Origin of the sequence: Kaistia sp. 32K (assembly GCF_016629525.1) — a bacterium.
Taxonomy (GTDB): Bacteria; Pseudomonadota; Alphaproteobacteria; order Rhizobiales; family Kaistiaceae; genus Kaistia.
This window is the reverse complement of record NZ_AP024269.1, coordinates 1396327-1415433: the sequence shown is the minus strand read 5'-3', so window position 1 is coordinate 1415433 and position 19107 is coordinate 1396327. Positions and strand designations below refer to the sequence as shown.

Sequence of the window (19107 nt, the reverse complement as noted above, 5' to 3'; positions counted from 1 at the left end):
GTTCACACTCGGTTTGACGTTCAATTCCAACGGTTCCTCGCCGGGAGCGACGCCATGTCGACGCGCCAAATCGGACAGATAGCCCTCGCCTTCGCCGTGCTGGCGACGGCCCCCATGCCCACCGCGCGAGCGGCGGAGCGCATCGTCGTCGCGCAGTCCGCCGGCATGGACCAGGGGAACGACGAGGACTGGCGCAGGCGGCAGAGGCAGCCCCGGCCCGAGCGCCCGGATCGCGGCGCGCCGGTCATCTGGGTCGCCCCGGCGATCGTCTATGGCGTTGGAAACGTCGGCGGATTCGGCGACCGCGAAGTGGCGCCGCCGGCCGACTACGAGCGTCCCGCGCCCCGGAAGACGCGCCCAAGAACCCAGGCGAGCCAACCGGCGAAACCGGCCAAGGCCGCCAAGACCGCTTCCACCAAGAAGACCGCCAAACCCGCCCAGCCCGCGAACGGCCCAGCCGTCGCCGGCTCCTATGTCGATGGCGAGGTGTTGTTCTCGACCCGCTCTCCCGAGGCGACGGAGACGATCCTGAAGCGCCATCGGCTGACGCGGCTCGAAACCGTCGATATCGACCTGACCGGCACGACGATCGTCCGCGCCCGCGTCGCGAAGGGCGCCAGCACACAGCGCACGCTGCGGGCGCTCCGTTCCGAAAAATCCATCGTTTCCAGTGAGTTGAACCACCTCTTTGCGCTTCAGGGGGAACCCAAGAACATCGCCGAGAGCGACCTCGCCAGCGTGCAATACGCTCCGGCGAAACTGCGCCTCGCCGAGGCGCACGCGTCGGCGGAGGGCCAATCCGTCCTCGTCGCGGTGATCGATTCCGGCATAGACGGCGACCATCCCGAACTCGCCGGCACGCTCGATCCTAACAGTCCCGCGCGCACCGTCGGCCCGCACGGCACGGCGATCGCCGGCGTCATCGCCGCGCATAGTCGCCTCGTCAGCGCCGCGCCGAAAGTCCGGATTCTGGCCTTCGACAGCTTTTCAGGCCCCGAGGGCAGCCTCGCCCGGGGCTCGACGCTCGATATCCTGAAGAGCCTCGACAGGGCGGCGAGCGCCGGCGCGCGCATCGTCAATCTGAGCTTCGCCGGCCCCGACGACGCCATGCTCTCGGCCGGTATAGAGGCGGCGCATGCGAAGGGGATCGTGCTCGTCGCCGCCGCCGGCAATGGCGGCCCGAAGGCGTCGGCCGCCTATCCGGCGGCCTATTCCGCCGTCATCGCCGTGACCGCGACCGATCCGGCCGACAAGGTCTACGCGGCGGCCAATCGCGGCGGCTACATCGCGCTGGCGGCGCCCGGCGTCGACATCCTGACCACCGCGCCAAAGGGCGACTACACGCAGCTTTCCGGCACCTCCTTCGCGGCGGCGCAGGTGACCGGGGTCGCCGCGCTGCTGCTGGAACGGGCGCCGAAGCTCTCGCCCGACGGGGTCCGCGCCATCCTGACGGAAACGGCCCGCGACCTCGGCAAACCCGGCCGCGACGACGTTTTCGGCGCGGGACTGGTCGACGCGGCGGCAGCGCTCACGGCGGTGTCCGAGGCGACGGCCAGCGCGGCGGTGCAATAGCTATCTCATTGAAAATGAAAAACTTCCCGTCATCCCGGGCTTGACCCGGGATCCATGCAGCCGAGCCTTCGCGAGGTTCGCACTCCCCAAAACCTGGCTGAATGGATCCCCTGAGTTCACAAACGAAGTGCAACACCAGCTTAAGGTGTTGCGATGGGACGAGAGTACAGCCAGCTCGGGCTTGAGGAGCGGATCGAGATTGCCCGCCTATCGGGCGAAGGCGCCTCGATCCGCCAGATCGCTGCAGCTCTGGATCGCGCGCCATCGTCCATCGCTAGGGAGCTGAAGCGCAACCGCGGCCAGCAGGTGGGATACCAGCCCGCTCATGCCGAGGCCCAGGCGCGGGCGCGACGATGGAACGGCAGCCGGCTCGACCGCGACCCGGCGCTCCGCACCGAGGTGCTCGGCCAGCTCCGGGCCGGCTGGTCGCCGGAACAGATCGCCGGCCGCCTGCGGCGCGACGGCCCGAGCCGCCTCAGCCATGAGAGCATCTACCGCTTCGTCTATGCCCAGATCCGCCGCCACAACGACTTCACCTGGCGCAATTACCTGCCGAAGGCCAAGTCGCGGCGGGGCTGGCGTCCCGGCAAGGGCGGCAGTCCGGCCCTGCACATGCGCCACCGCGTGCCGCTGGCGGAGCGTCCGGGCGCGGTGCTGACCCGACTTGACCCCGGCCATTGGGAGGCCGACCTGATGGCGTTTTCCCGCTACGGCCAGAACCTCCTGCTGCTGCATGACCGCATGAGCCGGGTGCTGATCGGCAGCCCACTGCCGTCGAAGCGCGCCGAACCGGTCGCCGGCGCGCTGGCGGCGGCCCTCCAGACGCTGCCGCCGGCCTGCCGCAAGACCGTCACCTTCGACAACGGCACCGAGTTCGCCCGCCACTACGAGCTCGGCGCCCTCGGCATCGCCACCTATTTCTGCGACCCGCATGCGCCCTGGCAGAAGGGCGGCATCGAGAACGCCATCGGTCGCATGCGCCGCTTCCTGCCGCGCAAGACCGACCTCGCAGCCCTCGACAGCGGCGCCCTCATCGGCATGATGGCCGCCTACAACAACACGCCGCGCAAATGCCTCGGCTTCAAAACCCCGGCCGAGGCCTTCTCCGAACAAGTGTTGCACTTCGGATGTGAATCCACCTCCCCGCCTTCGCGGGGATGACGGCAGTGTGTCGGCACAGGCCGAGGCCCATACGGGACCGACCCAAGGGCCTCGGAGACGCCCCGAGCCCTACCCTTCCTTCTTCACCACCAGCAACGTCAGCGCGTTGATCGTCACCAGCACCGTGGCGCCGGTGTCGGCGAGGATGGCGGGCCAGAGGCCGGTGATGCCGACGATGGTCGTCACCAGGAAGACGGCCTTGAGACCGAGCGCGATGGCGATGTTCTGGCGGATGTTGGCCATCGTCCGCCGGGCCAGGCGGATCAGCCGGGCAACGTCGCCGACGTGGTTGTTCAGGATCGCGGCGTCGGCGGTCTCCAGCGCGACGTCGGTGCCGCCGCCCATGGCGATGCCGACATCGGCGGCGGCGAGCGCCGGCGCGTCGTTGATGCCGTCGCCGACCTTGGCCACCTTGGCGCCGCCTGCCTGCAGTTCGCGAATGATGCGCTGCTTGTCCTGCGGCAGCAGTTCGGCGCGAACCTCGATGCCGAGATCGCCGCCGACCGCCTTTGCCGCCCGCGCATTGTCGCCGGTCAGCATGATCGGCGCGACGTCGAGCGCCTTCAAGGCCGCGAGGCCCTCGCCGGCATCGGCGCGCGGGCCGTCGCGCATGGCGATGACACCGACGATGCCGCCATTGACGAGCAGCACCGAGACGCTCTTGCCCTCGCTGCCGAACGCGGCGATCGCCGCCTCCTGCTCCGCCGTCAGCGCCGTCGCCTCGGCGGCGGCCGCCGCCGAACCCAGCAGCAGCGCATCGGAACCGACCTTGCCGGTCATGCCCTTGCCGGCGACGGCGGCGATCTCTTGCGCCACGATCCCAGGCGCAGCCATGTCCGCCGCCTTGCCGAGAATGGCGCGGGCGAGCGGATGGTTGGAGCCGGCCTCGAGCGAGGCGGCGAGCGCGATCACCTCGGCCTCGGAGCGGCCATAGCCGATGACATCGCTCACCACCGGGCGGCCGAGCGTCAGCGTTCCCGTCTTGTCGAAGGCGACGCGGTTGATGCTCGCCAGTGTCTCCAGAACCGCGCCGCCCTTCATCAGCAGCCCCTGCCGCGCGCCGGCGGCGAGGCCGGCCGCGATCGCGGCGGGCGTCGAGATCACCAGCGCGCAGGGGCAGCCGATCAGCAGGATGGCGAGGCCCTTGTAGATCCACTCGCTCCAGTCGCCGCCGAAGGCGAGCGGCGGCACGATCGCCACCAGCGCGCCGACGACCAGCACGGCCGGCGTGTACCAGCGCGCGAACCGGTCGATGAAACGCTCGGTCGGAGCCTTTGCTTCCTGCGCCTCCTCGACCAGGCGGACGATGCGGGCGATCGTGTTGTCGGAGGCGACCGCTGTCACCTCGACGCGGATGACGCCATCGGCGTTGATCGTGCCGGCGAAGACCGTGTCACCGACACCCTTGCGCTTCGGCACGCTTTCGCCGGTGACGGGGGCCTCGTCGATGGCGCTCTCGCCCTCGAGGATCACGCCGTCGGCGGCGATGCGGTCGCCGGGGCGGACCTGGATGATCGCGCCGAGCCGGAGCTCGGCCGCGGGCACCTCGCGCGTGCCGCCGGCTTCCTCGAGGCGGGCCGTCTCCGGCAGCAGCGTCGCGAGATCGCGGATGCTCGTACGCGCCCGCCGGGCGGCGACGCCTTCGAGCAGCTCGCCGATCAGGAACAGGAAGACGACCATGGCCGCTTCCTCGCCGGCCCCGATGATCACCGCGCCGACGGCGGCGATGGTCATCAGCGTCTCGATCGAGAACGGCGTGCCGAAGCGAGCCGCCATGAAGGCGCGGCGGGCGATCGGCACCAGGCCGATCAGCATGGCGACGGCATAGGCGATCGGCTCGATCGCGGGAAAAAGATGCGAGACGACGAAGGCGACGACGATCGCGGCGCCGGCGGCGAGCGTCAGCTTGGCCTTCTTCGACTGCCACCAGGCGCCGTCATCCTCGCCAACGTCATGGCCGTGCAGATCGAGCGGCGGCGCGGCGGCGACAGCGGCGGCCGGCACGGCGGGAACGTGGCCGTGGCTGTGGCTGTGGCCATGATCGTGAGCGTCGTGATCGTGGTCGTGGTCGTGGCCGTGTTCATGGGCGCCGTGTTCATGATCGTGGCCGCCGCAGCATGCATCGTGAGCATGGTCATGCTGCGCAGGCGCCGGCGCGGCCGGACGGGCCGCGAGCGGGGCGATGCCGTAGCCGAGCTTGGCGACGACCTTCTGGATGGGATCAGCGGGATCGACCTCGCCGCGATGCACCGTCATCGTGCCGGCGGACACCGAGACCGAGACGTCCTCGACGCCGTCGATTCGGCGCACCGCCGTATCGATCTTCTGCGCGCAGGAGGCGCAATCCATGCCGGTGATGCGGTAGCGGTCCTGAAATCCCATGATCAGCTCTCGAATTCGGCCTCGTGGCGAAAGGCTCTTGTGTGCTTCGAGGAGGACCCTACATTCTCTAGCGACTAGAGGATCAAGAGGTTATTTTCCGAAAGGCTGAGCTCGATGAGCCGCACGGTTCCGATCGGCACGGTTTCCCGCGAGACCGGCATCAAGGTTCCCACCATCCGCTACTACGAGGAAGTCGGGCTGCTGCCCTCGCCAGCGCGCACCGACAGCAACCGCCGCAGCTATGACGCGGCCGCCGTCCAGCGCCTCCGCTTCATCCGCCATGCCCGCGAGCTCGGCTTCGAAGTCGAGGCGATCCGCCAGTTGCTGACCTTGTCCGACCAGCCGGACCGCTCCTGCGCCGAGGTCGATGTCATCGCGCGCAGCCATCTGAAGGAGATCGACGAGAAGATCGCGCGCCTGACGGCGCTGCGCTCGGAAGTCCAGCGCATGGTCGACGAAGGCGCCCACGGCCGCGTCGCCGAATGCCGCGTCATCGAGGTCCTGGGCGACCATGCCTCGTGTCTGCACGAGACGCACTGAGGGTTGGCCGGCGAGCAGGCTCTCTGAGGCATGAGACAGGTCGGGGGTGACTGAACCCCTCACCCGCCGGCTCCGCCGTCGACCTCTCCCCATGGGAGAGGTGAAGGCTAGAGCGGAAAGTCCGGTTGCGCTCGAAGCGTGCTCAGGATGCGCATCAGGACGATATCGGTCTGATGCAGCACTTCATCATTCCAAAAGCGCAGGACAAAATAGCCCGCGGCCTCCAGAATTGCCGTCCGCTCGGCATCGACGGCCTGGTTGTGTTGGCCGCCGTCGAGCTCAACGATGACACGGCGCTCCACACACAGGAAGTCAACGACGAACCGCTGGATCGGCTCTTGGCGACGGAACTTGAAGCCATGCAGTCGGCGGTCACGCAAATGATACCAAAGCCGCCGCTCGGCCTCGGTCATCTCGCTGCGTAGATGCCGAATGAAGTGTTGTCTGTCCATCTTCGGCCCCATGGAGAACATGGCAAGCTCGCAGACAATCACCTCTCCCATGGGGAGAGGTCGGCCCGCCAGGGCCGGGTGAGGGGTTGAGGCCTATCAAAGGGCCCTCCCCCTCACCGCCTTATTCGACGGCAGAAATGAACTAGGTCTGCGGCCGCTTCGCGCCCTGGGTGTTCAGATACACCGCGTAGAGGCTCGTCGTGCCGCAGATGTAGAGGCGGTTGCGCTTGCGGGCGCCGAATTCGACGTTGGCGACCACTTCCGGGATCTTGATCTTGCCGAGCAGCGTGCCGTCCGCCGCGTAGCAGTTCACGCCGTCGCCGGCCGAGCTCCAGATATTGCCGTGGATATCGACGCGGAAGCCGTCGAAAAGGCCGAAATCGCAGGTCGCGAAATGGCGGCCGGCGCCGACCGACTTGCCGTCCGCCGCGACCGGATAGGCGCGGATGTCGGGCGAGCAATCCGCCTGGTGGCTGAGGCCGGTGTCGGCGACATAGAGGATCGATTCGTCGGGCGAGAAGGCGAGACCGTTCGGGCGCACCATGTCGGTGACGACGGCGGTGACGGCGCCGGTGGCGGGATCGATGCGATAGACGTTGCAGGCGCCGATCTCGCTCTCGGCCTTGTCGCCCTCATATTCGCCATCGATGCCGTAGCTCGGATCGGTGAACCAGATCGAGCCGTCCGACTTGACGACGACGTCGTTGGGCGAGTTCAGCTTCTTGCCCTCGAAGCTGTCGGCAAGCACCTTGCGCGAGCCGTCATGCTCGATGCGGCTCACGGCGCGGCCGCGATGCTCGCAGGCGACGAGACGGCCTTCGAGATCGACGGTGTGGCCGTTCTGGTTGTTGCAAGGGCTGGCGAAGACGGAGACCGAGCCGTCCGTCTCGTCGTAGCGCATCAGCCGGTCGTTCGGGATATCCGACCAGATCAGATATTTGCCGGCCGGGAAATAGGCGGGGCCTTCCGACCAGCGGCAGCCCTCGGCCAGCTTCTCGACATGCACATTGCCCATGGCAAGACGGCGGAACCGGTCGTCGTAGACGACGTAATCCTTCGTGAGCATTTCCCCTCCTCGGATGGCTCGGACTTTCGATGGCGACGGAGCATAGGCCAACGAACCTTCACCGCAAGAGCGGAGCCCCCGCCCGCGCGTTCCTATCGGTGCATAGACAGACTGTTCACCAGGCCATGGCTATCCATTGACGCTCAGGCAGCCGACATAAGCTGCAGTGCAAATGAAGGAGGGTTGTGATGACCAAGGTTCTCGTTCTCTACTATTCGGCCTATGGCCACATCGAGAAGATGGCGGAAGCCGTAGCGGAAGGCGCCCGTTCGACCGGCGCGCATGTCGACATCAAGCGCGTGCCCGAGCTTGTGCCGGAAGAGGTCGCCAAGGCCTCCTACTTCAAGCTCGACCAGGCCGCCCCGATCGCGACGCCCGCCGATCTGGAACATTATGACGCGATCATCGTCGGCGCCGGCACGCGCTTCGGCACGGTCGCCTCGCAGATGCGCAATTTCTGGGACCAGACCGGCGGCCTTTGGGCCCAGGGCAAGCTGGTCGGCAAGGTCGGCTCGTTCTTCACCTCGTCGGCGACCCAGCACGGCGGTCAGGAATCGACCATCCTCGGCTTCATCCCGACCTTCCTGCATCACGGCCTCGCCTATGTCGGCCTGCCCTACGCGTTCCAGGGTCAGACCGGCGTCGAGCAGGTGAAGGGCGGCTCGCCCTACGGCGCCTCGACGATCACCGACGGCGACGGCAGCCGCCAGCCCTCGGAGATCGAGCTCGACGCCGCCCGCTACCAGGGCGCCCACGTCGCTGCGATCGCCGCCAAGGTCGCCGGCAAGGTGCTGCAGCCGGCCTAAAAGCTGGAGACGCCGCCGCGCCCCGCCTTCAGACGCGGCGCGCTCCGAAACGCCCCGGCCCGCGCCGGGGCGTTTTCGTTTGGCCACGAGGCTTTGATCGGGCACGGCTTGAACCGCCGCGACGATCCCGCTAGCTCAGGGGCATGAGCTCCATCACATTCGAGCGGGATTTCGATCCCGCCCATGGCCAGGCCGTCCCGATCGGCGACAGCGTCCGCCGACTGACGGCGCCGAACGGCGGCCCGTTCACCTTTCACGGCACCAACAGCTACATCATCGGCCGCGGCACCGTCGCGGTCCTCGACCCGGGCCCCGACGACCCTGTCCATATCGAGGCGCTGCTCGAGGCCACGCGGGGCGAGCGGATCAGCCACATCCTCGTCACCCACACCCATCGCGATCATTCGCCCGGCGCGGCGCTGTTGAAGGCGCGGACCGGCGCGATCCTGCTCGGCGAAGGTCCGCACCGCCTGGCGCGCCCGATGACGACAGGCGAGGCGCACAGGCTCGACGCCAGCAGCGACACGGACTTCATGCCGGACCGGCGGCTCGTCGACGGCGAGCGGATCGAGGGCGACGGCTGGGCGCTGACGGCGATCGCCACGCCCGGCCATGCCGCCAACCACCTCGCCTTCGCGCTCGAGGGCAGCCCGCTGCTGTTTTCCGGCGACCACGTGATGAAATGGGCGACCACCATCGTCGCCCCGCCGGACGGCGCGATGACGGACTACATGGCCTCGCTCGACCGGCTGGGCGAACGGCCCGAGACGATCTACCTGCCCGGCCATGGCGGCCCGGTCGAGGATGCGCCCGGCTTTGTCCGCGCGCTGAAGGCGCACCGGCGGATGCGCGAGGCGGCGATCGTCGAGCGCATTTCGCGCGGAGACCGGACCATCGCGGAAATCGTCGCCGCCATCTACCGGGATACGCCGTCGGCACTGCATGGCGCCGCGGCCCTCTCCGTGCTGGCCCATATCGAGGACCTGGTCGAACGCGACAGGCTTCTCGCCCCCGAAGGCGTGACGCTCGCCGGCATATTCGAACCCGCAGCCTGAGGCGGCCGCTCAGCGCCTCGGCGGCGCCAGCGGCAGCGGCGGCAGGTCCGTGTCGGGCTCGGCGGGCTCCTCCGCCTCGGTCACGCCCTGCAGGGCGGTGTCGAGATCGGCGAAGAAATCGCGGATGCGACGGGCATTGTCGCCGAGATCATGCGCGCCGATGCGCGAGGCCGAGCGCATGTCGACCAGCGTGCCGTCATCATCGGCAACGAGCCGGATGGAGACGTCGACGGGCAGCGCGAGCAGCAGGGTCTTCGCCACCGCCTCGACGCCGGCATCGGCATTCTCGGCGTCCGGCGGCGTCGCGGCGACGACCTCCCAGCCGCGGCCGCCGACCAGTTTCGTCACCTCGGCATAGACGCGCTCCGGCGACACCGGATAGTGGCGGGCGACGATATCGGGATAGGCCTTCGTCTGCGCTTCGCCTTCGGCGGCGTCAGCCGGCGGCCGGGCGACGGCGCCCGGCGCGCTGAAGCCGGGCGGGTCTTCGCGATCCGTCGAGATGTCGGAGAGACGCGGCAGGCGGATCATCTCGGCCACGACGAAGGCGGGCATGGCGAGGATGACGAGCGCCAGCAGCGACCCGGCCAGCGCCGGACCGAACCCGTTCAGCCCGTCGCGCCAGATATCGCGCATGGCGAGAACGCCGAGGACCAGCGCCAGCAAGGCCACGCCCCAGGCGATCGCGATCACGATGAAAAGCGGCAGCGTCTCGATCTGGCCGAGCCGGTGCATCACGGCCGCCACGATCAGAAGCGGGATGGGCAAGAGGGCGAGACGCAACGCCCAATTGGCGGTGCCGGCCTCCCGCTCGAACGGACGCGCAGTCATGCCAATTCTCCGCAGCCACGCTGTGACGGGCTGGACGCGACAAGTCTACCGCAGCTCACGCGCATTCCTAGGTGTTCCTCGCCTGCAACAACCCGACATGAAAATTGACAATGACATCCGCATGTTAACGGGTTGGTAAACCACGAATCCGCCATACTTGAATTTCATATGCGCATCCCCGGAGGCCAGCAGGCGTAAGATCGGTACGGCTTTCGGCGGAAATGCTCAGGATTTCGAGACTATCATGACCCAAGAGAAGCACCCGACCTTCCGTTCCAAGGCTCAACGTGAGCAGGAACAGGATCTGCAGGCCAAATATGGCGAACTTGGCAACCCCGAGCTCGTCGCGGCGATCCTGCAGAAAAAGAAGCTCGAGCAGCAGCAGCGCCAGATGCAGGCCGCCCTGCCCCCGAACGAGCGGGACTGACCCGCGCGTTCGCTCGAAGCGACTGCCCGGCCATCCAATACATCATGGGTGACGGCGGAGACGACTCCGCCTGCGCCCCGCATACGAGGCGCCCCCGGGCCTCGATCTAGACTGTCATGGCCGGCTCGCCGCGAGGCGGCCGTGCCGTTGGCCGGTCCTAGGACCGGCTGACGACCAGCGAGGCGGCGATCGAGAACATCACGACGCCGATCGCGACATCCAGGATCCGCCAGGCGACCGGCCTGGCGAAGACCGGCGCCAGCAGCCGGGCCCCATAGCCGAGCGCATAGAACCAGACGCAGGACGCGACCATCGCGCCCGCCCCGAAGGCGAGGCGCGCCGTACCGGCATGGCGCCCGGACAGCGAGCCGAGCAGCACGACCGTATCCAGATAGACATGCGGATTGAGGAAGGTGAGCGCGGCGACCGTCGCCAGCGCCGGGCCGAGCCGCATTTCGGCCGCGCCCGAGGCGGAAAGCGCCTCGGCATGGAACGCCCGCCGCAGCGCCATCGCGCCATAGACGAAGAGAAAAGCGGCGCCGGCGAGCGTCACCACGAAGAGTACGCGCGGTGCGCCCTGCACCAGCGCGCCCAATCCGCCGACACCGGCCGCGATCAGCATCGCATCGGCCAGGAAGCAGAAGGTGGCGATCGGAAAGACATGGCTTCGCGCCAGTCCCTGCCGGAGGACGAAGGCATTCTGCGCCCCGATCGCGACGATCAGGCTCGCGCCGAGGAAGAAGCCCTCGACGGCAGGCTGCAGGAATTCGGTCATGGGAAGAAAATTCCGGAGAAAGGAAGTCGGATGTCGGGCGCGGCCGGCACATCTAGACGACGGCGCCCTTTGCGTCACGCGCAAAGGGAATGTGTCGCCGTGAGGGGATGCGCCGGATCAGAACAGCTTCAGCTGGTCGTCGTCGGTCGGCGGCAGCTTGGGCACCTTCGCCCTCTCGACGGCCGTCTCGACGACGGCGCGCACCTGGATCGACGGGTTGTCGTTGCGAAAGCTGTTGACGGCGCTGCCGATCGGAATCGCTTCGAACGTGCCGTCCGGCGGCGGCAGCAGAACCCGCCCGGCGCCCTCGCCCCGTCTTTCATCCAGCCCCAGCCAGAGATCGTACTGGTCGCGCCCGACCACCACCGGCATGCGCTCGTGGATCGGCGCGACTTCGCTGTTGGCGGCGGTCGTCAGGATCGTCGCCGTATCGATGATATTGCCCTTGTCGTCGGCCCACTCGTCCCAGAGGCCGGCGAAGGCGATGACCCCGCCGCGCGCCGGCTGCAGGTAGAAGGGCTGCTTCCTGCCGTCCGACCCCTTGCGCCATTCATAGAAGCCGGTGGCTGGGATCAGGCAGCGGCGATGGCGGAACGGGCCCCGGAAGGCCGGCTTTTCGGCCGCCGATTCCGAGCGCGCATTGAAGAGAAGGGGCAGAGCCGACATGTCCTTCGTCCAGGACGGAATGAGGCCCCACCGCACCAGCGCCGGCCGGCGCTCGCCCCGTTCGGCGCGCACGATCAGGATCGGCTGCGTCGGCGCGATGTTGTAGCGCGGAGGAAACCACTCGATCCGGATCATCGAGAATTCGGCCTCGACATCCTCCTTCGGCACCGCCAGGGCGTAGCGTCCACACATCCAATTGCTCCAGCACGCGCCGTCGCGGCCATTTGGTAAAGACTTCGTAAGGAAGCGCCGCTAACGATCAGCACCCTATCATCTATTTCGCTGCGCTTCTGCGATGGCCCACCCGCCATCGCATCCAGGGAGACGACGCATGCAGTTCGAGCCGGCGCAGCCGGAAAGCAAATATCTGAATCACGCCGAAGATTTGGCGCTGCTTCTTGAGACTTTGCCGCATCGGCTCGACCTCGTCGATGGCGTCCTCGCCTGGCGCCCCGTGTCGCGACGACCGGTGCTCGCCGGCCCGGCAGACCACCGCGCCCGCCGCCGGCTGGACGATCTGACGACGCGCCTCGACCGGCAGGCCGCCGCGGCCCAGGATGCCGTGCGCGAGGCGGTGCGGGCCGGCAAGCTCGAGCTGCTTTGGCCGATCGCCTCGGTCGCCGGCAAGGAACTGCGCCCCGTCATCGCCGAGGCGCGCGATGCTATTGCCGCGTCCCGGACCGAGGAAGAATCCGATGTCCCCCTCGCCCGCATCGCCTGATCTGCCGGCCCCGTCGCCTCCCCGCCCCGTGCTCGGCGTCAGCGTCGCCGTCTGGCGCGACGGCAAGGTGCTGCTCGTCCAGCGGGGCCAGGCTCCCTGGCGTGGTGCCTGGTCGCTGCCCGGCGGCCGCGTCGAATGGGGCGAGCCCCTGCACGCCGCCGCCGCCCGCGAACTCGCGGAAGAGACGGGCCTGATTCTCGGCACCCCGCGCCTCGTCGAGGCTCTGGACGCCATCGACCGCGCCGACGACGGAACCGTGCGCGGCCACTATGTCATCGTCGTCTTCACGGCGACCGCCGAGGGGACGCCAAACCCCGCCTCCGACGCCGCCGACGCGGCCTGGTTCCCGCTGCACCAGCTCGACACGCTGGAAACGACGCCCGACCTGAAGCGGATCGTCCTGCTGTCCGCCCGCTGAGCACGGCGGCGCGCTTGCAGCGAGGCGCAAGCCGAACGATGATCCGCCCGCGCGGCGAGAAGGATATGAAACGGGTGACAAACAGCATCGGCGGAGCGATCCGGCGGGGAATGAAGGCGGGGCTCACCGCGGCTTGCTTTGGGCTGGCGCTGGCCGGCTCCCCCCTGCCCGCCTCGGCCCAGAACGCCGGCGGAGGCGATCCGGCCTACGAGCCGCAGCTGCAGCGCCTCGCCGAGATCCTTGGCGCGCTGCACTATCTTCGGCCGCTCTGCGGCGCGGAGGAGCCGGAGGTCTGGCGCGACCAGATGGACCAGCTCCTCGCGGCGGAGGCGCCGACGCCGGAGCGCAAGGCGCGCCTCGTCTCGCAGTTCAACCACGGCTTCGCCAGCTTCGCTTCCGTCTATCGCACCTGCACGCCGGCGGCGCTCGCGGCGGTCGATCGCTACATGACGGAGGGGACGCGCCTGACCCGCGACATCACAACGCGCTACGGCCGCTAAAAAACGATTTGCAGTGTTAACCAAAATCGTCGAATTGTTACCCGCACGTTAACCCCTTCTTCAGGATCCCGGCCCGCCGGCATCAGCACGTGCTACGTTGCGAACAAGGGCGATTCGATTTCTGCCCATAAGTGACGCGGAAAGCAGGCGACCCTATGGAACACGATCACGACGAGATCGAAATTGCGGAACAGAAGCGCGCGGCGCTCGCCTATCTGACGGAAGCCTGGGACGAGGCGATCGCCGAGGGCATCGAGCCCGACATCCTGGCCCACGCCGCGCTGTTCGCCGCCCTTTCCGACCTGATCGACACCTATGGCGAGGACGCCGTCGCAGATCTCGCGGTCTCGCTGCCGGACCGCGTCCGCCGCGGTGAATTCACGCTGCAGCGGACCATCCAGTAGGTCCCGGACAATCTGACCCGTCGACAACGAGCCTCGCAGCGGTGACGCTGGCGAGGCTTTTCGCATCTGTGCGGCGCTTGGCCGTTCTCCCTCGGTCGTCTATGACTGGCGGACGGGTTCCGGACGAATTCTTGGAGGCAGGCATGCTTGGGCGTTGGACGGTGGCAGGGATCGCGGTCGCGATGACGATGGTCGGAACGGCGCATTCCCGGGCCCTCGTGGCCGGCGAAAGCAAGAGCGTGCCGACGCAGAGCATCACCATCCAGCCGGATCCGAGCGACGAGGACAGTGTCGGCGCGACGGATGACGCCGAGCAGGCCGCCACGCCCGCCCCGGTCACCCCCGACGCGCCGCTGCCGGTCATCGAATATGACGTCTCCAAGCTGCCGGAGCCGGTCCGCCAGCTGCGCGAAAAACTGCTCGAGGCGGCCAAGACCGGCGACATCGAGAAGCTGAAGCCGATCATCGACGCCAACCGCTCGCCGCCCAATCTCGGCGCCGACGCCAACCAGGACAAGGACCCGGTCGCCTTTCTCAAGTCGCAGTCCGGCGATCCGGAAGGCCGCGAGATCCTGGCGATCCTGAGCGAGGTCCTCGACGCCGGCTATGTCCATGTCGATGTCGGCACGCCGCAGGAGGCCTATGTCTGGCCCTATTTCGCGCGCTATCCGATCAACGCGCTGACGCCGCCGCAGATGGTCGAGCTATTCCGCCTCCTCACCTCCTCCGACTATGACGAGATGAAGAGCTTCGGCGCCTACCTGTTCTATCGCGTCGGCATCGCGCCGGACGGCACCTGGACCTATTTCGAAGCGGGCGACTGAGTCCCCGCCGCGCCGCCTTGACGTCGCGTAAAGTTCATGATTTGTTCCATCCTCTCGATAGGGGAATATCATGACAAGCATGGCAGGCATGCAATTCCATCGCGGACGGCTGATCGATCACGTCCAGCTGGTCGTCAGCGACTTCGAGGCCAATCGCCGCTTCTATGACGCGGTTCTGGGCGTCCTCGGCGTTCCGATCGTCTACGGCGAGAACATGCTCTTCGCCGACGACCTCGCGGTCACGGCCGGCGAGCCGACGACCGGACGCTGCCACCTCGCCTTCCAGGCGAAGGACCCGGCGACCGTCGACGCCTTCCACGCGGCGGGACTGAAGGCGGGCGGCCGCGACAATGGCGCGCCGGGCCTGCGCGATTACCATCCGAACTATTACGCGGCGTTCCTGCTCGATCCGGCAGGAAACAACATCGAGGCGGTCCATCACGGCCCCGCCACGCGGTCGGCCGAGTCCGTGGTGATCGAAGCGCTCTGAGGGGCGTGAACCTCCCCTCCAGCGGGGGGCCGAAGTACCTTCCTTGACCTCTCGCCTCGAGGAAATCTTGCACAACGCCACACTCATCCTGTTGCGATGGCTCAAGGATGCGCGGATCGGGTCGTTCCGCCCTCCTCCGTCATCGCCGCGAAGGCGGGGATCCATGCAGCCGCACCCTTGGCCGAATGCAACTCCCAAGGCCTCGGCTGAATGGATCCCGGCTCGGGGGCCGGGATGACGGCGAGCGTGGGTGGTCGCCGGAGCAAGACTTCGCGCGCTGGCCTCGATGAGGCCAGACACTCGGGAGAATGGCGGGGCGCTCTGCCTCCCACACGCTCCTTCCGGCATCGAGACGGGACCGGCCTGCGTCGGCGCAGGCGCGGCCGGCTCGAAGCCAAGGCGATGCTATCCGCGCGGCAGCGCTTCCAGGAAGGTGATCGGCTCGCCGGTCGACGGCTCGGTGATCTCGCCGTCCCACATGACGCGGCGGCCGCGCACGACGGTGCCGACCGGCCAGCCAATGACGCGCTTGCCGTCATAGGGCGTCCAGCCGGCGCGCGACGCGATCCAGGAATTGGTGATCGTCTCGCGCCGCTTCATGTCGACGATGGTGAGATCGGCGTCGTAGCCGACGGCGATGCGGCCCTTGCGGGCCATGCCGAACAGGCGCGCCGGGCCGGCGGAGGTCAGGTCGGCCAGCCGTTCCAGCGTCAGCCGGCCGGCATTGACGTGGTCGAGCATGATCGGAACCAGCGTCTGCACGCCGGTCATGCCGGAGGGCGAGGCCGGATAGGTCTTGGCCTTCTCTTCCAGCGTGTGCGGGGCGTGGTCGGAGCCGAGCACGTCGATGATGCCCTGCGAGATGCCCTTCCAGATGCCGGTGCGGTGGTGCGCATCGCGGATCGGCGGGTTCATCTGCAGGAGCGTGCCGAGCCGGGCATAGTCCTCGGAGGAAAGCGTCAGGTGGTGCGGCGTCGCCTCGGCGGAGGCGACATCCTTGTGCAGCGCCAGATAGTCGATTTCCTCGGCGGTCGAGATGTGCAGCACATGGATGCGCGCGCCGGCGCGGCGGGCGATCGAGACGAGGCGCTCGGTCGCCTGCATGGCGGCGATCGCGTCGCGCCAGATCGGGTGCGAGGACGGATCGCCCTCGACGCGCAAGGGCTTGCGCGCCTCGAGCCGCATCTCGTCCTCGGAGTGGAAGGCGGCGCGGCGGCGGGTCTTCGAGAGGATCGCGGCGATGCCCTCATCGTCGGCGACCAGCAGGTTGCCGGTCGAGGAGCCGATGAACACCTTGATGCCGGCAGCACCCGGCAGGCGCTCCAGATCGGGAATGTCGTTGACGTTCTCGCGCGTGCCGCCGACCCAGAAGGCGAAATCGCAATGCATGCGATGCTTGCCGCGGGCGATCTTGTCGGCCAGCGCCTCGGCGGTGGTCGTGGTCGGGTTGGTGTTCGGCATCTCGAAGACGCCGGTCACGCCGCCAAGCACGGCGCCGCGCGATCCGGTTTCGAGATCTTCCTTCTGCTCGGCGCCCGGTTCGCGAAAATGCACCTGTGTATCGACGACGCCAGGCAATATATGCAGGCCGGTGCAGTCGATCACCTTGCCGGCGCGGCGCGGGTCGACGTCGCCGATGGCGGCGATTCGGCCATCGCGCACGGCGATGTCATGCGTTCCCGTGCCGTCCTGATTGACGACCGTTCCGTTCCGAAAAAGAAACTCGTAGGTTTCCGACATGGCCGCCCTCCCCAGTGCACAGCCGATCCGCTTGAGCCTGAAGACGGATCGCGAGCATCGGCTTAAGGAAGGTGAGCCAACTTCACAAGCGCGTCCTATGCATGGGAACCATGTCTATGCGTAATGGGTCATATGCCCAACTCACCGATCGCGGAACCGTCTTCATCGGCGGTCCCGAGGCGGAAACGTTCCTCCAGAACATCGTCACGACGGACATGGCGGCGGTCCAATCCGCCGGCGCCGGCTTCGGGGCGCTGCTGTCGCCCCAGGGCAAGATCCTGTTTGATTTCATCATCTTGCCAACCGAGGGCGGCTATCTGTTCGACCTGCCGCGCGCGCTCGTCGCCGACTTCCAGAAGCGGATGACGCTCTACCGGCTGCGCGCCAAGGTCGAGATCGCCAATCGCAGCGACAGCGACGCGGTCTATGCCTTCTGGGGTTCCGAGGAGCTGCCCGCGATCGAAGGCCCGGTCGCGAGAGATCCGCGCCTCGCCGCCCTCGGCTTCCGCGCCATCCTTCCCGTCGACGCAACGGTCGCCGTCGACGGCTATGCGGCAGCCTCGGAGGCGGACTACCACGCCTGGCGCACCGGCCTGACCGTCCCCGAGGGCGGCCGCGATTTCGCCTTCGGCGACGCGTTTCCGCATGATGTCGACATGGACGATCTCGGCGGCCTCGATTTCCGCAAGGGCTGCTATGTCGGCCAGGAGATCGTCTCGCGCATGGAGCATCGCGGCACGGCGCGCCGGCGCGCGGTCGCGGTGACGAGCGAGGCCGCGCTGCCGCCCGCCGGCAGCCCGATCGAGGCCGACGGCAAGCCGATCGGCACGCTCGGCGGCTCCTATGACACGGAGAGCGGCAAGGGCGGCATTGGCCTGATCCGGCTCGACCGCGCCCGCCGCGCGCTCGACCAGGGCATCGCCGTCACCGCCGAGGGCGTGCCGCTCGCCATCTCGCTGCCGCCCTTCGCCCGCTTCGGCTGGCCGAGCGGCGACGACGAGGGAGCGGCATGAGCCCCGCGCGCCCCCGCGTCTGGCAGCGCATGCTGTCCGGCCGCCGTCTCGATCTCGCCGACCCCTCCCCCTTCGATATCGAGATCAGCGACATCGCGCATGGCCTCGCCCGCGTCGCGCGCTGGAACGGGCAGACGAGCGGCGCGCATGCCTTCTCCGTCGCGCAGCACTCGGTGCTGGTCGAGCAGATCGCGGCGCTCGCCAAGCCGTCGCTGAGCGAGTCGGATCGTCTCGCCGCGCTGCTGCACGATGCGCCGGAATATGTCGTCGGCGACATGATCTCGCCGTTCAAGGCGCTGGTCGGCGGCGAATACAAGGCGGTCGAGGCGCGGCTGCAGGCGGCGATCCATATACGCTTCGGCCTGCCGGCCGAACGTCCCGCAGCCCTCACCGACGCGATCAAGGCTGCGGACCGGGTCGCCGCCTTCTTCGAGGCGACAGGGCTCGCCGGCTTCAGCGAAACGGAAGCGGCCAAGTTCTTCGGCCGCCCGCGCGGCATCCTGCGTTCGCAGCTGGCGCTCGATCCCTGGCCGACGGCGGAGGCGCAGCGGATCTTCCTCGAGCGCTTCGAGGCGCTCGCCGGCGCGAGGGCGGCAAACGCCATTTCGGCGTGACCCGGGCGGCTCGACCCACTACATAACCCTCCCGGGGGCGCGTTCGCCGCGCTCCTCCCAAGCTGCCACGGGGACGGCCCTGCCGTCGCCGGCGAAGCGCACACCGAGAAGGTGCAAGGAGAACAACAATGTCCCGCATTCACGTCTGCTCATTGTCCCGCATCGGCGCCACCGTCGCCCAGACCGGCGCCAGCCATCTGGTGACGCTGATCAACGCCGGAACCCCGGTCGAGCGCCCCGTCGCGATCCCGGAAAACCGCCATCTCTTCCTCGCCTTCAACGACATCCTCGAGCCGATGGAAGGCATGACGCCGCCGGCCGAGGAGCATGTCACGGCGCTGCTCGATTTCGTCGAGGGCTGGAAGCCGGAAAAGCCGATCGTCATCCATTGCTTCGCCGGCATCAGCCGCTCGACCGCCGCTGCCTTCATCACGGTCTGCGCGTTGCGCCCGGAGCGCGACGAGGCGGAGATCGCCGCCCTGATTCGCGCCGGCTCGCCCTCGGCGACGCCGAATTTGCGCCTGGTCCGCCTGGCGGACGAGGTGCTCGGCCGCCGGGGCCGCATGGTCAGCGCCGTCGAGGCGATAGGCCGCGGCCGCGACGCCTTCGAGGGTCATCCCTTCTCGCTCGACCTCGACCTGGCGCGCTGA

General features: G+C 68.2%; 22 protein-coding genes. 15 read left to right on the top strand and 7 right to left on the bottom strand.

From position 1 onward, the window contains the following. The first annotated feature begins 54 nt into the window (after positions 1 to 54). Together K32_RS06265 and K32_RS06260 are read left to right on the top strand one after the other, a co-directional pair. Complete coding sequence (locus K32_RS06265) at positions 55 to 1572, top strand: S8 family serine peptidase (RefSeq protein ID WP_201403193.1); 1518 nt, start codon at positions 55 to 57, stop codon at positions 1570 to 1572. Between the two features lie 153 nt (positions 1573 to 1725). Further along, the gene (locus K32_RS06260) at positions 1726 to 2733 is read left to right on the top strand and encodes an IS30 family transposase (protein ID WP_201403192.1); all 1008 of its coding nucleotides are present in this window, start codon (positions 1726 to 1728) and stop codon (positions 2731 to 2733) included. Between the two features lie 69 nt (positions 2734 to 2802). On the opposite strand, the gene K32_RS06255 is transcribed toward K32_RS06260, so the two are convergent. Continuing rightward, the gene (locus tag K32_RS06255) at positions 2803 to 5115 is read right to left on the bottom strand and encodes a heavy metal translocating P-type ATPase (RefSeq protein WP_201403191.1); all 2313 of its coding nucleotides are present in this window, start codon (positions 5113 to 5115) and stop codon (positions 2803 to 2805) included. 114 nt (positions 5116 to 5229) lie between these two features. Here K32_RS06255 and K32_RS06250 point away from each other — a divergent pair, with 114 nt between their 5' ends. After that, the gene (locus K32_RS06250; protein ID WP_201403190.1) at positions 5230 to 5655 is read left to right on the top strand and encodes a helix-turn-helix domain-containing protein; all 426 of its coding nucleotides are present in this window, start codon (positions 5230 to 5232) and stop codon (positions 5653 to 5655) included. Positions 5656 to 5762: 107 nt separating this feature from the next. Here K32_RS06250 and K32_RS06245 read toward each other — a convergent pair whose 3' ends face one another. Together K32_RS06245 and K32_RS06240 are read right to left on the bottom strand one after the other, a co-directional pair. Beyond that, a complete protein-coding gene (locus K32_RS06245) occupies positions 5763 to 6158 on the bottom strand; it encodes an endonuclease domain-containing protein (RefSeq protein ID WP_244669873.1) in 396 nt (131 codons plus the stop codon). Positions 6159 to 6249: 91 nt separating this feature from the next. Next, positions 6250 to 7173, bottom strand: a complete 924-nt coding sequence (locus K32_RS06240; protein ID WP_201403189.1) for an SMP-30/gluconolactonase/LRE family protein — start codon at positions 7171 to 7173, stop codon at positions 6250 to 6252. Between the two features lie 188 nt (positions 7174 to 7361). On the opposite strand from K32_RS06240, the gene wrbA reads away from it, so the two are divergent. Both wrbA and K32_RS06230 read left to right on the top strand, forming a co-directional pair. Continuing rightward, positions 7362 to 7979 (top strand): NAD(P)H:quinone oxidoreductase type IV, encoded by a 618-nt coding sequence (gene wrbA, locus K32_RS06235; protein ID WP_201403188.1) that lies wholly within the window; start codon positions 7362 to 7364, stop codon positions 7977 to 7979. A gap of 143 nt (positions 7980 to 8122) precedes the next feature. Further along, entirely contained in the window at positions 8123 to 9034 is a 912-nt protein-coding gene (locus tag K32_RS06230; RefSeq protein ID WP_201403187.1) for an MBL fold metallo-hydrolase, read from the top strand. Positions 9035 to 9043: 9 nt separating this feature from the next. Here the strand turns inward: K32_RS06230 and K32_RS06225 are convergent, their stop codons facing one another. Beyond that, positions 9044 to 9865 carry a DUF1499 domain-containing protein gene (locus K32_RS06225; protein ID WP_201403186.1) on the bottom strand — a complete coding sequence of 274 codons (822 nt, stop codon included), beginning with the start codon at positions 9863 to 9865 and terminating at the stop codon, positions 9044 to 9046. Positions 9866 to 10109: 244 nt separating this feature from the next. Here K32_RS06225 and K32_RS06220 point away from each other — a divergent pair, with 244 nt between their 5' ends. Beyond that, positions 10110 to 10292 (top strand): hypothetical protein, encoded by a 183-nt coding sequence (locus K32_RS06220; protein WP_201403185.1) that lies wholly within the window; start codon positions 10110 to 10112, stop codon positions 10290 to 10292. A 157-nt stretch (positions 10293 to 10449) separates the two neighbouring features. Here the strand turns inward: K32_RS06220 and K32_RS06215 are convergent, their stop codons facing one another. After that, complete coding sequence (locus K32_RS06215; RefSeq protein WP_201403184.1) at positions 10450 to 11067, bottom strand: LysE/ArgO family amino acid transporter; 618 nt, start codon at positions 11065 to 11067, stop codon at positions 10450 to 10452. 117 nt (positions 11068 to 11184) lie between these two features. Then, positions 11185 to 11925, bottom strand: a complete 741-nt coding sequence (locus tag K32_RS06210; RefSeq protein ID WP_201403183.1) for an SOS response-associated peptidase — start codon at positions 11923 to 11925, stop codon at positions 11185 to 11187. Between the two features lie 139 nt (positions 11926 to 12064). Here K32_RS06210 and K32_RS06205 point away from each other — a divergent pair, with 139 nt between their 5' ends. The 6 genes from K32_RS06205 (at position 12065) to K32_RS06180 (ending at position 15090) form a co-directional block, all read left to right on the top strand. After that, positions 12065 to 12454, top strand: coding sequence for a hypothetical protein (locus K32_RS06205; RefSeq protein ID WP_201403182.1), 390 nt, complete (start codon positions 12065 to 12067; stop codon positions 12452 to 12454). Beyond that, positions 12429 to 12872 (top strand): NUDIX hydrolase, encoded by a 444-nt coding sequence (locus K32_RS06200; protein WP_244669872.1) that lies wholly within the window; start codon positions 12429 to 12431, stop codon positions 12870 to 12872. Before K32_RS06205 ends, K32_RS06200 begins: the two co-directional genes overlap by 26 nt. 74 nt (positions 12873 to 12946) lie before the next feature. Further along, a complete protein-coding gene (locus tag K32_RS06195; protein WP_244669871.1) occupies positions 12947 to 13372 on the top strand; it encodes a TIGR02301 family protein in 426 nt (141 codons plus the stop codon). Between the two features lie 155 nt (positions 13373 to 13527). Then, the gene (locus tag K32_RS06190) at positions 13528 to 13776 is read left to right on the top strand and encodes a hypothetical protein (RefSeq protein ID WP_018182523.1); all 249 of its coding nucleotides are present in this window, start codon (positions 13528 to 13530) and stop codon (positions 13774 to 13776) included. A gap of 143 nt (positions 13777 to 13919) precedes the next feature. After that, entirely contained in the window at positions 13920 to 14600 is a 681-nt protein-coding gene (locus K32_RS06185; protein ID WP_244669870.1) for a hypothetical protein, read from the top strand. A 79-nt stretch (positions 14601 to 14679) separates the two neighbouring features. Next, positions 14680 to 15090, top strand: coding sequence for a VOC family protein (locus K32_RS06180; protein ID WP_201404376.1), 411 nt, complete (start codon positions 14680 to 14682; stop codon positions 15088 to 15090). Positions 15091 to 15495: 405 nt separating this feature from the next. On the opposite strand, the gene K32_RS06175 is transcribed toward K32_RS06180, so the two are convergent. Next, positions 15496 to 16830, bottom strand: a complete 1335-nt coding sequence (locus K32_RS06175; RefSeq protein WP_201403181.1) for a dihydroorotase — start codon at positions 16828 to 16830, stop codon at positions 15496 to 15498. 116 nt (positions 16831 to 16946) lie between these two features. Here K32_RS06175 and K32_RS06170 point away from each other — a divergent pair, with 116 nt between their 5' ends. The 3 genes from K32_RS06170 to K32_RS06160 all read left to right on the top strand — a co-directional run bounded on the left by K32_RS06170 (position 16947) and on the right by K32_RS06160 (position 19107). Further along, the gene (locus K32_RS06170) at positions 16947 to 17843 is read left to right on the top strand and encodes a folate-binding protein YgfZ (RefSeq protein ID WP_201403180.1); all 897 of its coding nucleotides are present in this window, start codon (positions 16947 to 16949) and stop codon (positions 17841 to 17843) included. Beyond that, complete coding sequence (locus K32_RS06165; protein WP_201403179.1) at positions 17840 to 18457, top strand: HD family hydrolase; 618 nt, start codon at positions 17840 to 17842, stop codon at positions 18455 to 18457. Before K32_RS06170 ends, K32_RS06165 begins: the two co-directional genes overlap by 4 nt. Before the next feature lie 128 nt (positions 18458 to 18585). Then, positions 18586 to 19107, top strand: coding sequence for a tyrosine phosphatase family protein (locus K32_RS06160; protein ID WP_201403178.1), 522 nt, complete (start codon positions 18586 to 18588; stop codon positions 19105 to 19107).